Origin of the sequence: Phenylobacterium sp. (assembly GCF_004297125.1) — a bacterium.
Taxonomy (GTDB): Bacteria; Pseudomonadota; Alphaproteobacteria; order Caulobacterales; family Caulobacteraceae; genus Phenylobacterium.
The window spans coordinates 55,790-68,834 of the sequence record NZ_SCVD01000023.1; the positions used below are offsets into that span (position 1 = coordinate 55,790).

Annotated in this window: 12 protein-coding genes; 4 read left to right on the forward strand and 8 right to left on the reverse strand. The window is 70.3% G+C overall.

All coding sequences use genetic code 11. The features are described 5' to 3' along the window. Window positions 1-15 precede the first annotated feature (15 nt). The 4 genes from nadC to EPO51_RS15885 form a co-directional block, all read right to left on the reverse strand. On the reverse strand, window positions 16-867 hold the full coding sequence (gene nadC, locus EPO51_RS15870; protein ID WP_293352269.1) for a carboxylating nicotinate-nucleotide diphosphorylase: 852 nt from the start codon (window positions 865-867) through the stop codon (window positions 16-18). Further along, on the reverse strand, window positions 864-2,387 hold the full coding sequence (locus EPO51_RS15875; RefSeq protein WP_465246609.1) for an L-aspartate oxidase: 1,524 nt from the start codon (window positions 2,385-2,387) through the stop codon (window positions 864-866). The genes nadC and EPO51_RS15875 overlap by 4 nt, the downstream gene beginning before the upstream one ends. After that, the gene (nadA, locus tag EPO51_RS15880; RefSeq protein ID WP_293352271.1) at window positions 2,387-3,472 is read right to left on the reverse strand and encodes a quinolinate synthase NadA; all 1,086 of its coding nucleotides are present in this window, start codon (window positions 3,470-3,472) and stop codon (window positions 2,387-2,389) included. The genes EPO51_RS15875 and nadA overlap by 1 nt, the downstream gene beginning before the upstream one ends. A 153-nt stretch (window positions 3,473-3,625) precedes the next feature. After that, the gene (locus EPO51_RS15885; protein ID WP_293352273.1) at window positions 3,626-5,557 is read right to left on the reverse strand and encodes an ATP-binding protein; all 1,932 of its coding nucleotides are present in this window, start codon (window positions 5,555-5,557) and stop codon (window positions 3,626-3,628) included. Between the two features lie 246 nt (window positions 5,558-5,803). Here EPO51_RS15885 and EPO51_RS15890 point away from each other — a divergent pair, with 246 nt between their 5' ends. Next, window positions 5,804-7,006 carry a cell wall hydrolase gene (locus tag EPO51_RS15890; RefSeq protein WP_293352275.1) on the forward strand — a complete coding sequence of 401 codons (1,203 nt, stop codon included), beginning with the start codon at window positions 5,804-5,806 and terminating at the stop codon, window positions 7,004-7,006. Here the strand turns inward: EPO51_RS15890 and EPO51_RS15895 are convergent. From EPO51_RS15895 to trxB, 4 genes are all read right to left on the reverse strand, one after another. Continuing rightward, entirely contained in the window at window positions 7,003-7,347 is a 345-nt protein-coding gene (locus EPO51_RS15895) for a hypothetical protein (protein ID WP_293352277.1), read from the reverse strand. The genes EPO51_RS15890 and EPO51_RS15895 overlap by 4 nt on opposite strands. Before the next feature lie 60 nt (window positions 7,348-7,407). Beyond that, window positions 7,408-7,893: a GNAT family N-acetyltransferase gene (locus EPO51_RS15900; RefSeq protein ID WP_293352279.1), complete on the reverse strand. Its 486-nt coding sequence runs from the start codon at window positions 7,891-7,893 to the stop codon at window positions 7,408-7,410. A 31-nt stretch (window positions 7,894-7,924) separates the two neighbouring features. Continuing rightward, entirely contained in the window at window positions 7,925-8,083 is a 159-nt protein-coding gene (locus EPO51_RS15905; RefSeq protein WP_293352281.1) for a hypothetical protein, read from the reverse strand. A 120-nt stretch (window positions 8,084-8,203) separates the two neighbouring features. Further along, window positions 8,204-9,217, reverse strand: a complete 1,014-nt coding sequence (gene trxB / locus EPO51_RS15910; RefSeq protein WP_293352283.1) for a thioredoxin-disulfide reductase — start codon at window positions 9,215-9,217, stop codon at window positions 8,204-8,206. A 92-nt stretch (window positions 9,218-9,309) separates the two neighbouring features. Between trxB and pseI the strand changes: the two genes are divergently transcribed. The 3 genes from pseI (at window position 9,310) to EPO51_RS15925 (ending at window position 13,043) form a co-directional block, all read left to right on the forward strand. Continuing rightward, a complete protein-coding gene (gene pseI, locus EPO51_RS15915) occupies window positions 9,310-10,365 on the forward strand; it encodes a pseudaminic acid synthase (protein ID WP_293352285.1) in 1,056 nt (351 codons plus the stop codon). Between the two features lie 133 nt (window positions 10,366-10,498). Continuing rightward, window positions 10,499-12,013, forward strand: coding sequence for a flavin-containing monooxygenase (locus EPO51_RS15920; protein ID WP_293352287.1), 1,515 nt, complete (start codon window positions 10,499-10,501; stop codon window positions 12,011-12,013). 94 nt (window positions 12,014-12,107) lie between these two features. Continuing rightward, window positions 12,108-13,043 carry a phytanoyl-CoA dioxygenase family protein gene (locus EPO51_RS15925; RefSeq protein WP_293352407.1) on the forward strand — a complete coding sequence of 312 codons (936 nt, stop codon included), beginning with the start codon at window positions 12,108-12,110 and terminating at the stop codon, window positions 13,041-13,043. Window positions 13,044-13,045: the final 2 nt, after the last annotated feature.

Consider the following 13,045-nt stretch of genomic DNA (forward strand, 5'->3'; position numbering starts at 1 on the left):
CCCACGGGACCGCGGTTAGTTTCCGACGGCGTCGAGGCCGATGTCGAGCACCTTGGCGGAGTGGGTGAGGGCGCCGACGCTGATCACGTCCACCCCCGTCTCGGCGATGGCGCGCACCGTGTCGAGGGTCACGCCGCCCGAGGCCTCGAGAGTCACGCGCCGATCGGCCAGCTTCACCGCCTCGCGCATGTCCTGCAGCGTGAAGTTGTCCAGCATGATCACGTCCGGGTCGTGCGCCAGGGCTTCCTGGAGCTGGACCAGGCTGTCCACCTCGACCTCGACCTTCACCAGATGGCCGGCGAAGGCCTTGGCGCGGCGGATGGCCTCGCCGACCGAGCCACAGGCGGCCACGTGGTTGTCCTTGATCAGGATGGCGTCATCCAGGCCGAAGCGGTGGTTGACCCCGCCTCCGCAGCGTACGGCGTACTTCTCCAGGGCGCGCAGGCCAGGCGTGGTCTTGCGCGTGTCTGTGATCTTCGCGCTCGTGCCGGCGACCGCGTCGACGAAGTCCTGGGTGAGGGTGGCGATACCGCAGAGGCGGCCCACCAGGTTCAGCGCGGTGCGCTCGGCGGTGAGGATCGCCCGCGCATTGCCGCTGACCCGAGCCAGGGTGGTGCTGGCGGGCACGGCCTGGCCGTCCGCGGTCAGGGGTTCGACGGTGACCGAGGGATCCAGCTCGGCCAGGGCGAGGCGGATGCAGGACAGGCCCGCCACCACCCCGCCGCGGCGGGCGGAGAAGTCGGCGGTGAGCTTGGCGTCGGCCGGCACGCAGGCCTGGGCCGTGATGTCGCCGGCCCGGCCGAGGTCTTCGGCGAGGGCGGCGCGGACGATGGGCTGGATCAGGAGGTCGGGAAGGGGGTGGATCATTCCGCCGCGTACTTAAGGCCGGCCCGGTCGATCCGGTCCAGGGTGACAAAGGTCCGCTCGGGCTCGAGCGGTTCCGGGAAATCGGACCGGAAGTGGCCGCCGCGGCTCTCCCGGCGGGCCAGGGCGCAGGCCGCGACCAGGCGGGCGGCGACCAGCGGGGCGCTGCGGCCGTGCCGGGTCTCCAGGGCGCCGATCAGATTGAGCAGGCGGACGAGGCCCGCGGCGTCGCGGACCACGCCGGCGTCGCGGCTCATCGCCTCGCGCAGCGTCTGCAGCGCCTCGTCGGGCAGTTCGGTCGCGGTGACCGCCGTGTGCGGCGCGGGGGGCGGAGGCGGGAGCGCGGCGGCGGCCCGTCCAGCCCGCTGACCAAAGACCGCGGCTTCCAACAGCGAGTTCGAGGCCAGGCGGTTGGCCCCGTGGACGCCGGTCGAGGCGCACTCTCCGGCGGCGTAGAGGCCGGGGAGCGAGGTCGCGCCGTCGGTGTCCGTGGCGATCCCGCCCATGTGGTAGTGGCAGGCGGGGGCCACCGGGATCGGCTGCACCCGCGGGTCGATGCCGCCCGCCATGCAGGCCGCGAAGACGGCCGGGAATTCCTCGGGGAAGTGGGCGCCCACGGCCTCGCGGGCGTCCAGGAAGGCGCCGCCGCGGACCGCGCGCTCGGCGTGGATGGCGCGGGCCACCACGTCGCGTGGGGCGAGCTCGGCGGCAGGGTGGTAGTTGGCCATGAAGGCGCGGCCGGCGGCGTCGATCAGTTTGGCGCCCTCGCCGCGCAGGGCCTCGGTGGCGAGCGGCGCGGGGTCGCGGCCGATGTCGATGGCCGTGGGGTGGAACTGCACGAACTCGGGATCGGCGACCGTCGCGCCGGCCAGGGCGGCCAGGCCGAGGCCCTCGCCCTTCAGCTCGGCCGGGGTGGTGGTGACGGCGTACAGGCCGCCGACGCCACCGGTGGCCAGGATCACGGCGTGGGCGGTGATCTCGACGGGCTGGCCGTCGATGCGGGCCAGCACGCCACGGATGCGGCCGGTGGCGTCCTGCAGCAGGCCGGTCAGCTTGGCGCCGGTCTTCACTTGAATGTGCGGGGCGGCCAGGGCGGCGACCGTCACCGCCTCCATGATCGCGCGGCCGGCCTGGTCGCCCTTCACGCGGGCGACCCGCGCCCTGGAGTGGGCGGCCTCCAGGCTTTGGGCGAAGCCGCCGTCGGCCCTGCGGTCGAAGGGCGCGCCCAGGGCGGCCAGCCGGCGCACCGCATCGGGCCCTTCCTCGGCCAGCAGGCGAGCGGCCTCGGGAACCACCAGACCCGCGCCGGCCATGACGGTGTCCGCGGCGTGCAGCGCGGGCGCGTCGTCAGCCGAGAGCGCCGCGGCGACACCGCCCTGGGCCCAGGCCGAGGAACAGCCGTGGTTCAGCGCGGCCTCGGTCAGCAGCAGCACCTTGGCGGGCGCGGCGGCCAGGGCGGCGGAGAGCCCCGCAAGGCCCGCGCCGACCACCAGCACCCCGTCATGACGGAGGCGCTCGGCCATCAGATCAGCTCCACATCGACGTGGTGGCGGGCCTTCACGAGGTCATAGCGCGCCGGGACCGCCGGCGGCGGCAGGTCGATCATCCGCTGAACGGCCAGGCGGGCGCGGTCGGCGATCGCCGGGTCGACGGTCACCTCGTGGCGGTCGTGGAGCAGCGCCTCGTAGATGTTCTCCAGGCTGATCATCTTCATGTGCGGGCACAGGTTGCAGGGGCGCACGAACTCGGTGTCGGGCGCGTCGGCGGCGACGTTGTCGGCCATCGAGCACTCGGTGATCAGCACCACGCGCTTCGGCTTCCGCTGGATCACGTAGTCGTTCATGGCCGCGGTGGAGCCGGCGAAGTCGGAGACCTCCAGCACCTCGGCCGGGCACTCGGGGTGCGCCAGGACCTCGGCGTCGGGATAGGCCTCCTTGATCTCCAGGATGTCGGCGGCGGTGAAGCGCTCATGCACCTCGCAGCGGCCCTTCCAGGCGATGATCTTGATGTCGGTCTGGCGGGCCACGTTGCGGGCCAGGAACTCGTCCGGGATCATGATCACCCGGTCGACGCCCCAGAGGCGCGCGGCTTCCTCGACGACCTGCACGGCGTTGGCGCTGGTGCAGCAGATGTCGGTCTCGGCCTTCACGTCGGCGGTGGTGTTCACGTAGGTGACCACCGGCAGGCCGGGGTAGCGCTGCTTGATCAGCCGCACGTCGGCGCCGGTGATCGAGCTGGCGAGGCTGCAGCCGGCGCGCAGGTCCGGGATCAGGACGCGCTTCTCCGGCGACAGGATCTTGGACGTCTCGGCCATGAAGTGAACGCCGGCCTGGACGATCACCGCGGCGTCCGAGCGCGCGGCCGCCTTGGCCAGGCCCAGGCTGTCGCCCACGTAGTCGCCGACCCCGTGGAAGATCTCGGGCGTCATATAGTTGTGGGCCAGGATGACCGCGTTCTTCTCGCGCTTCAGCCGGTTGATCTCGGCGATCAGCGGCGCCTGGAGCCGCCATTCCATGGGCGTGACGTGGCGCTTCACCTTCTCCCACGCGGGAGCGGTCTGCGCCTGGACAGCGGGGGTAAACGGGAACTGGAAACCGTCAGCGGCCATGGATCCCTCCTTATGCTCAAAGTGAGCATTTCTCAGGCCTATAAAATGCGCCGGGCGTCGAGGCTCGGCGCTACTCCCTTTTGCTCACTTGGAGCATAAGCGAGCATATAGGGCTCACGCAGCGGCGCGCAAGGGGCTTGTGGATTCAGCCGTTCACTTCTCGGGGGCGGGCCGGATAACTTGAGCGATGGTGTTAGCGAGCTGCTGGGAGCCGTAAGGCTTGCGGAGCAGAGGCCAGGGGGCGTCCTCGGCGGCCAGCAGCACCTCGCCCGTATAGCCCGACGACAGGATCACGGGCAGCCCCGCCCGCAGGGCGACGGCCTCGCGCGCCAGATCCACGCCGGACTTGTCGCCGGGCATGATCAGGTCAGTGAGCATCAGGTCGAAGGTCTCGCCGGCCCGCAGGATCGCCAGGGCCGCGTCGGCGTGCTCGGCGCGGCGCACCTCGTGGCCCAGGTCCCGCAGCATGGCCTCGACCAGTTCCGCCACCTGGGCGTCGTCCTCGACCAGCAGCACGCGCTGCATGGGCCCGCGGTCGGCGCGGGCCGGCAGGGCGTCGACGATCGCGGCGGCGTCGCCGGCGATGCGGGGCAGGTACAGGCAGACGCTGGCGCCCTTGCCCGGGGCGCTGTCCACGGTGGCCGCCCCGCCGCTCTGGTGGGTGAAGCCGTAGACCTGGCTGAGGCCTAGGCCCGTCCCCCGGCCCGGCGGCTTTGTGGTGAAGAAGGGTTCGAACGCGCGCCCGATGGTGGCGGCGTCCATCCCCGAGCCGGTGTCGTGGACGGCCACGCAAAGGTAGTCGCCGGCTTCCAGGGCCTCGACCTGGCGGGCTTCCAGCCGGACGGGCAGGGTCTCGATGCGGATCATGCCGCCGGCGGGCGTGGCGTCGCGAGCGTTGACCACCAGGTTCATGATCGCCGCCTCGAACTGGCTGGGGTCGAGGCTCACCACGGCCTCGGGCGCGCTGGGGGCGATCACCAGGCGGACGGCCTCGCCGACCGCCCGGCGCAGGAGGGCTTCGGAGTCCTTGAGCAGCGCGTCCACCTGGACCGGCTCGGGCTTCAGCGCCTGGCGGCGCGAGAAGGCCAGGAGTTGCTGGGTCAGGCGCTCGCCCCGCCGGGCGGCGCCCAGCGCGGCCTCGATCATCCGTTCGCGGCGGGCCTCGTCGCTGGGGTGGCGTTGCATCAGGTCCAGCGCGCCGATCACCACGGTCAGCAGGTTGTTGAAGTCGTGCGCCACGCCGCCGGTGAGCTGGCCCACGGCCTCCAGCTTCTGGGCGCGCTGGAGCGCCGCCTCGGCCTCGTCGCGCTCGGCCAGGGCCTCCTCGACCCGCTCGGCCAGCAGGTCGTTGATCCGCTTCAGGTCCTCCTCCGCCCGCCTGGCGTCGGTGAAGTCGTAGCCGACGCCCACGAAGCCGGCGAACGCGCCGTCCGGGCCCCAGCGCGGCTGGGACACGGACCGCACCCAGCGGTATTCGCCGTCGTGGCGCAGGAAGCGGGCCTCCAGCGTGAACTGCCTGCGCGAGGCCTCTCCGGCCACCTGCTCCTGCAGGATGCGCGGCAGGTCGTCGGGGTGCAGGACCTTGCGCCAGTCGAAGTCCAGCGCGGTCTGGAAGCTGTCGCCCAGAAAATCGACATAGGCTTGGTTGGCGAACTCGCGCTTGCCGTCGGTGCGGGTGACCCACATCAGGATCGGGGCGCTGTCGGCCAGGGCGCGGAATCGCGCCTCGGTGGCCTCCAGCGCCTTCTGCGCCTTTCCCTGGGCGGCGTTGGCCTCGTCGAGGCGCAGCAGGGCCTCGCGCAGGCTGGACGAGACGACGATGGTCAGGACGGCGGACACCGTGAACATCGCGATCACCGCGCCGTTCGAGACCCCTACAGCGGTGGTCAGCGGCGCCCAGAAGCCGGCGACCAGCGCCGCCGCGAGCGTCGCCCAGCCCCAGCGGGGACCTGCGTAGAGCGTGGCGATGATCAGGGCGGGGAAGGTCGTAGCCGAGAGGCCGGTGGCGTTCTGCGGCCCGAGCAGGATGGCGCGCAGCCCCACCGCGGCCGCCAGCGACGCGGCGCTGATCGCCAGCGCCGTCAAGAACGGCGGCGAACGTCGCGGAATGAGCCGAAGGGGCCAGAGGGCCGGCATCATGGACGTGGCATCGAACCCCCGGCCCGAGCGGGCCGCCGCCAGCATGGGATGAGCGGAAGGGCCTTGCAACCGCCCTGGCGGGACGTGCGACGACATGTCGAACCCGCCTCACTTGCACGATTTTTGCCGGGTATGAGTCCAAATATCGCCGGTGTGCGCCTATATGCGACGCCTCAAGCCGTACGAGGGGATGTGATCCTGGAGTTCCGCAGGCATAGGCTTCGCCCGTTCCGGGCGAAGATGGGGGCCGCGCTGGTCCTGACGGCCGCCGCGGCCGGACCCGCCTGCGCGCCCCAGCCCAAGGTGGAAGCGGCGCGCTTCGCGTCGCGCGATCTCTCGAACGACGGCCTCCTGAAGCTGGCCTCCTCCATGGATCCGGCGATGCGGGCCCTGGCTCTGCGACACGACCCTGCCTCGCGCGCTCCCGACCTCTGGGCTCGGCCAGAGGGCTGGGGCAGCCTGGACATGGACGACGTTCCCGATCTGGGACTGGCCACCGAGACCGACGCGGCCACGGCCGAGGATGTGAACGCGTTACGTCCCTTCGCCAGACTGCCGATCCGGCCGATGAAGCCCTTCGTGCTGCCGGCCTCGGGCGCCGATCGCGCCCGGGCGGTGCAGTGTCTTGCGGAGGCCGTCTACTATGAAGCCGCCCGCGAGCCCGAAGTGGGCCAGGAGGCGGTCGCCCAGGTGGTGCTGAACCGCATGCGCCACCCAGCCTATCCGAAGTCCGTATGCGGCGTGGTCTACCAGGGGTCGGCCCGGGTCACCGGCTGCCAGTTCACCTTCACCTGCGACGGGTCGCTGCGCTGGGCGCCGCAGCCGGCGCTGTGGAAGCGGGCCCGGGCCGTGGCGGAGCGGGCGCTCAATGGCTACGTCGACAAGACCGTGGGCTCGGCCACCCATTATCACGCCCAGTACGTCGCCCCGTATTGGGCCCCGACCCTGGTGAAGATGACCCAGGTGGGGCAGCACATCTTCTACCGCTGGACCGGGCCGTGGGGCGAACCCCCGGCCTTCACCGGCCGCTACGCCGGCGGCGAGGCCTACCTGAGCCCCGCCGTCCTGGGCAGCATCGATGCGCGCACGCAGGGCGGCCTGATGACGCTGGACGCGCAGGGCGTCCCCACCGAGCGCAAGATCACCCTGGCCGTGGCCGGCGAGGTGCGCACCTACAGCGTCGTGGATCCCACCATGCCCAGCGGCGAGCGCAAGCGTGTCATGGGCGTCCTGATGTCCACCCGCCGCGCGCCGACGGCGGACGAGGTCAAGCGCATCAACCAGAGCCTGGAGGCGATGGAGCGCGCGATGGACCAGAAGCCGGCCGCCACCGCGCCCTCGGCCGCAACGGTGGCCGCGCCCGCAGCCGCAACGGCGCCCGCGCCGTCCGCCTAACGGAACGCCACGCGCAGCTTCGCGCCTACGAACCGTCCGGTCGGGTCGTAGCCCTGCACGGCGCCCTTGCGCTCCTGGCCGGGCTCAAGTCCGCAGAGGAACCCCAGCGAACCGACGACACCCGCATCGTAGCGGTGGTCGACGGAGGTCTTGGCGACCCCGGGGATGCGCGGCTCGGGCACGTTGGCGTAGCGCGGTGCGTACGACAGGGCGGGTCGGGCCAGGTCCAAGGCGACGCCGTTGGCGGTGGCGCGCAGCGGGGCCTTCATCAGCGCCTCGGCCGTCTGGGCCTGGGTCGAGCCGGCGGAGAGGGCGATCAGGGCGATGAGCGCGGCCTTCATGCGTGGGGTCCTTGCCTGACGATCCTCAATGTACGCCCCGGAGCGACGCCGGGACCACCCTCAGCCCGCGAAGGCGTCGGGATAGATGATGCTGAGGGGCGCGTCGAAGGCGCCGGGCTCCAGCGCGAGCGCCATGAAGCCGGGACCGCCGGCGTAGACCGACCGCACCTTCGCCGCGGCGGCCGCCGAGAAGCCGAAGCGGGGATAGTAGGCCGGGTGGCCCAGGACGATGACGCCGTGGGCGCCGAACTCTCGGGCCTGTTCCAGACTGGCGCGGGTCAGGGCCGAGCCGACGCCGGTCCGCTGCAGGCCCGGACGGACGGCGAGCGGGGCCAAGGCGGCGTAGAGCTGCTGGCTGTCGGCCCACAGGCGGCTGAACAGGACGTGCCCGGCGACCACGCCGTCGTCCAGCGCGACCAGTTCGAACAGCACGTCGCCGGCGGCGCGCAACCGTTCCACCAGCCGGGCTTCGTCGGGCTGGCCGAAGGCGGCCTCGACCACTTCGGCGATGGCGGGGTGGTCGGCGGCGCGGGCATAGCGGATCATCCGCCCAGGCTAGCGCTTCGCGGCGGCGGCGTCAGTCGTCGCGGCGGAAGCTGCGGCGCTCCTTGGCGGCCTGCGGCAGGTCCTGGCGCTCGTTGCGCAGGGCCTCCGCGGCCAGCTTGCGCCAGCCCTCGGCGATCGAAAGGTAGACATCCTTCTCGGCCGGATTGTCGGCCCTGGCGGCCAGCCGCATGACGACCTCCGCCTGCTGTCTGTACCGATCACTCGCACTCTGGTTTTGGGCCTGCACGCTGGGGTAACGGTCCAGACATGCGTCGGGTTTCAGACATAGCTTGGCCGTTGCGGATTATTCTCACCAGGCGCCGATCTTCTGCGCCTCATGGTGGCTGATCGGGTGGTGAGCCTTGCGGTGGTCTTCCTCGGCGAGGAAGCGCACGGCCTCCAGCGCGGCCATGCAGCCCATGCCGGCCGCGGTCACCGCCTGGCGGTAGACGTCGTCGGTGACGTCGCCCGCCGCGTAGACGCCGTCGATCGCGGTCGAGGCCGTGCCGGCCTTCACCTTCAGATAGCCGCTGGCGTCCATCTCGAGCTGGCCCTTGAACAATTCGGAGGCCGGGGCGTGGCCGATGGCGATGAAGACCCCGTCGGCGTCGAGCGTCCGGGTGGCGCCGGTCTTCACATTCTTGAGCTTCACGCCTGTGACGCCGAGAGGATCGGTGTCGCCGGTGACCTCGTCCAGCACATGCTCCCAGACCACCTCGATCTTCGGGTGGTTGAACAGGCGCTCCTGCAGGATGCGCTCGGCGCGGAACTCGTCCTTGCGGTGGACGACGGTGACCTTGGCGGCGAAGTTGGTGAGGAACAGGGCCTCCTCCACCGCCGTGTTGCCGCCGCCGACCACGACCACGTTCTTGCCCCGGTAGAAGAAGCCGTCGCAGGTGGCGCAGGCCGAGACGCCGAAGCCCTGGAACTTCTGCTCTGTCTCGATTCCCAGCCACTTGGCCTGGGCGCCGGTGGCGATGATCAGGGTCTCGGCCAGCCAGACCTGGCCGCTGTCGGTCTCCAGCCGGAACGGGCGCTGGGACAGGTCGGCCCTGGTGACGATGTCGGTGACGATCTCCGTGCCGACGTGCGCGGCCTGGGCCTGCATCTGCTCCATCAGCCAGGGACCCTGGATGACGTCGGCGAAGCCCGGATAATTCTCGACGTCGGTGGTGATGGTGAGCTGACCGCCGGGCTGGATGCCCTGGATCAGTACGGGATTCAGCAGGGCGCGCGCGGCATAGACGGCGGCGGTGTAGCCAGCGGGGCCGGAGCCCACGATCAGGCAGCGGACATTGCGTGGTTCGGGGCGAGGTGCGGACATGGCGCTAATGTAGTGTCGATTCCGATGCGGTGCGACGCCCGATGCCGCGTTGGTTAACACCGCTTTCAGCGAGCGGGCGTTAGAAGACCCGCATGGCCAGGAGCCCCGAGATCGAGATCGCCGGCCGGAAGATCGGCGCCGAGCATCCCCCGTTCGTGATCTGCGAGCTGTCGGGCAACCACAACGGCAGCCTGGAGCGGGCGCTGACCATGGTGGACGCCGCGGCCGACACCGGCTGTGACGCGATCAAGATCCAGACCTACACCGCCGACACCATCACCATGGACGTGGACCGGCCCGAATTCCGGATCCACGGCGGCCTGTGGGACGGGCGCAGCCTCTATGAGCTCTACCAGGAGGCCTACACCCCCTACGAATGGCATCCAGCGATCTTCGAGCGGGCCCGCAAGCGGGGCGTGACGATCTTCTCCAGCCCGTTCGACGAGACGGCGGTCGACCTGCTGGCCGACCTGGACGCGCCGGCCTTCAAGATCGCCTCGTTCGAGGCCGTGGACCTGCCGCTGATCCGCTATGCGGCGGCCAAGGGCAAGCCGCTGATCATCTCCACCGGCATGGCCAACCTGGCCGAGATGGAGGCCGCGCGGAACGCGGCGCTGGACGCCGGCGCGCCGGGCGTGGCCCTGCTGCACTGCGTGTCGAGCTATCCCGCGACTTTCGCCGACGCCAATGTGCGCACGGTGGCCGACATGGCCGACCGTTTCGGCTGCCCGATCGGGCTCTCGGACCACACCATGGGGACGGCGGCCTCGGTGGCGGCGGTGGCCATGGGCGCCTCGATCATCGAGAAGCACTTCACCCTGGCCCGCGCCGACGGCGGGCCGGACGCCGACTTCAGCCTGGAGCCGGCCGAATTCACGGCGCTGGTCCACGACACCAAGGCGGCCTGGGAGGCGCTGGGCCGCGCCCACTACGACGTGCTGGGGTCGGAACGGGGCAATCTGCAGTTCCGGCGCTCGCTGTACGTTTCCGCCGACGTGAAGGCGGGCGAGCGGCTGAGCCGGGCCAACGTGCGTTCCATCCGGCCGGGCCATGGCCTGCCGCCGGCGCACTTCGAGGAGGTGCTGGGCCGGACGGCGAGACGCGACCTGCGGCGGGGCGAGCCGCTGGCCTGGGACATGCTGGCCTGAGCGGGCGTCATCGCCGGCCACCTTCCGGCTAGATTAGTTATCAACGATCACTTAGATTGATCTGCATCAAGGGCCAGGCCCTGGCGGATGCCCCATGGTCGGCCCCAACGAAGCAATTGGGAGGCCCAGAGCCATGAACGCCATCAGTGCGACTGTCACGGACGCCGGTCATTTCGACGTCCTGATCGTGGGGGCGGGGATCTCGGGGGTCGGCGCCGCCTACCACCTGCGCCAGCAATCCCCGGACCGCTCCTTCGTCGTGCTGGAGACTCTCGAGAGCTTCGGCGGCACCTGGCTCACCCACAAATATCCGGGCATCCGGTCGGACAGCGACCTCTACACCTTCGGCTACCGGTTCAAGCCCTGGGTGGGCCCGCCGATCGCCACGGCGGAGGAAATTCTCTCGTACATGGGCGAGGTGATCGAAGAGAACGACCTGGCGCAGCACATCCGTTACGGCCACCGGATCGAGCGGGCGAGCTGGTCGAACACCGAGAACCTCTGGACCATCGAGGCGGTGCGTCTCGACACCGGGGAGAAGCTCCGATTCACCGCGAACTTCCTGTGGATGTGCCAGGGCTACTACCGCCAGTCGGAAGGCTACACGCCTGAGTGGGCCGGCATGGACAGCTTCAAGGGCCGTATCGTCCATCCGCAGACCTGGCCGGACGACCTGGACCTGAAGGACAAGAAGGTCGTCATCATCGGCTCGGGCGCGACCGCCGCGACCCTGCTGCCCAACATCGCGGACGACTGTGGGCACGTGACTCTGCTGCAGCGCTCGCCCACCTATTTCATCCCCGGCCGCAACGCCAACGAGCTCGCCGACACGCTTCGCGAGCTGAAGGTCGACGAGAACTGGATCCACGAGATCGTGCGGCGGAAGATCCTGTTCGACCAGGACGCCTTCACCCGCCGCGCCTTCGAGGAGCCGGAGTCCGTCAAGCAGGAGCTGCTGGCCGGCGTCAGCGCCTTCGTGGGGCCTGAGGTGACGGCCAAGCATTTCACGCCCAGCTACCGGCCCTGGCGCCAGCGGATCGCTTTCGTGCCGGAGGGCGACATCTTCCAGGCGGTGAAGGCGGGCAAGGCCTCGGTCGTGACCGACGAGATCGACCGGTTCACCGAGGCCGGGATCCTGCTGAAGTCGGGCGAAACCCTCGAGGCCGACATCATCGTCACGGCGACCGGCTTCAACCTCAACGTCCTGGGCGACATCGATTTCTCCATCGACGGCGAACCTCTCGATTTCTCCAAGACCGTCACCTACCGCGGCATGATGTTCACCGGCGTGCCGAACATGGTCTGGGTGTTCGGTTACTTCCGGGCGAGCTGGACCCTGCGCGCCGACCTGATCGCGGACTTCGTCTGCCGGCTGCTGAACCACATGCGCGACAAGGGCGCCGCGAAGGTCGAGGTGGCGCTTAGGCCCGAGGACCGCGACATGCCGCTGCTGCCGTGGATGGATCCCGAAAACTTCAATCCGGGCTATCTGATGCGGGGCATGCATCTGCTGCCCAAGAGCGGCGACAAGCCCGAGTGGCAGCACAGCCAGGACTACTGGCGCGAGAAGGACGCGCTGCCCCTGATCGATCTGGACGACCCCGCGTTCGTCTACGAGGGGCAGGCGATGGGTTCGAAGGCCGCCTAGAAGCGGAGAAGCGCCGCATCGTAAGCGTGGGTTAACGCGAAGCGGCTCTTCTGGCCGCTTAACCACGACGACGATGCGGAGAGTCCCCGTGAACATGATGGCGAAGCCGATGGCCGGCCCCGGGCTGGCCGCCGACGCGATCTCGGACTTCATCGAGACCGGCGCGCACCTGTTCCACGCCCCGGTGGACGCCGACGCCGCGACCGAGCTGCTGGCCGACATCCGCGCCACGCGGGCCTTCGACGAGACCCTGTTCCAGAGCGAGGCGGACTTCGACGCCGACCCGCAGTACACCGGCGTCAATCCGAAGCCGGGCCGCAACCTGCTGGAGCGCTTCGAGGCCAAGCTGGGCTTCGTCGAACAGGCCCCGCATATCGTGGAGGCGATCACCGCCTTGCTGGGCGCCGACTACGAGATCCTGAACAAGAAGGTTGTCTGCGGCGTGCCGGCCCGCTCGATCCCCGACTGGCTGAAGACCCGCATCCACGGCAACCCGGTGAACAACCTGGGCGCCTATGTGAAGCCGCAGCACCGGGACATCACCTATTTCTACGGCATCGACTTCCACCAGGACCTGATCGACTACAAGGACCGGGAAGCCGATTTCCTGACCCTCTACATCTACCTGCACCCGGTCACGAAGGCGGACGCGCCGCTGTACCTGCTCGAGGGCAGCCACCGGCTCGGCGGGTCGGTGTTCCCGCACGACCTGACCCGCGCCCCGGACGGAACCTGGCTCTACCGCAACGGCGAGCACGGCGAGACGGTGACCCAGCAGCGCATCCTGACCGGGGGCACGGGCTTCGCGGCCATGTGGCACGCCTGCACCCTGCACGGCACCCAGCCGGACGCCGCCGACCACGAGCGCATCTCGCTCCGCTATCTCGTGGCGCGCGGGAAGGGCCGAGCGTCCGGCATGGATGCGGTGAACGCCACGCTGGACGGCCCGCTCAGTCTCACCGCGACGCGCGAGGACCTGGACGCCGCCGGCGCCGCGGTGATCCGCAAGAACACCGTGCTGAAGGCCTGATG

Coding starts and splice junctions, on each gene's coding strand:
- nadC (WP_293352269.1), bottom strand. CDS start 867: ATGATCCACCCCCTTCCCGACCTCCTGATCCAGCCCATCGTCCGCGCC.
- EPO51_RS15875 (WP_465246609.1), bottom strand. CDS start 2,387: ATGGCCGAGCGCCTCCGTCATGACGGGGTGCTGGTGGTCGGCGCGGGC.
- nadA (WP_293352271.1), bottom strand. CDS start 3,472: ATGGCCGCTGACGGTTTCCAGTTCCCGTTTACCCCCGCTGTCCAGGCG.
- EPO51_RS15895 (WP_293352277.1), bottom strand. CDS start 7,347: ATGAAGGCCGCGCTCATCGCCCTGATCGCCCTCTCCGCCGGCTCGACC.
- EPO51_RS15900 (WP_293352279.1), bottom strand. CDS start 7,893: ATGATCCGCTATGCCCGCGCCGCCGACCACCCCGCCATCGCCGAAGTG.
- EPO51_RS15905 (WP_293352281.1), bottom strand. CDS start 8,083: ATGCGGCTGGCCGCCAGGGCCGACAATCCGGCCGAGAAGGATGTCTAC.
- trxB (WP_293352283.1), bottom strand. CDS start 9,217: ATGTCCGCACCTCGCCCCGAACCACGCAATGTCCGCTGCCTGATCGTG.
- pseI (WP_293352285.1), top strand. CDS start 9,310: ATGGCCAGGAGCCCCGAGATCGAGATCGCCGGCCGGAAGATCGGCGCC.
- EPO51_RS15920 (WP_293352287.1), top strand. CDS start 10,499: ATGAACGCCATCAGTGCGACTGTCACGGACGCCGGTCATTTCGACGTC.
- EPO51_RS15925 (WP_293352407.1), top strand. CDS start 12,108: ATGATGGCGAAGCCGATGGCCGGCCCCGGGCTGGCCGCCGACGCGATC.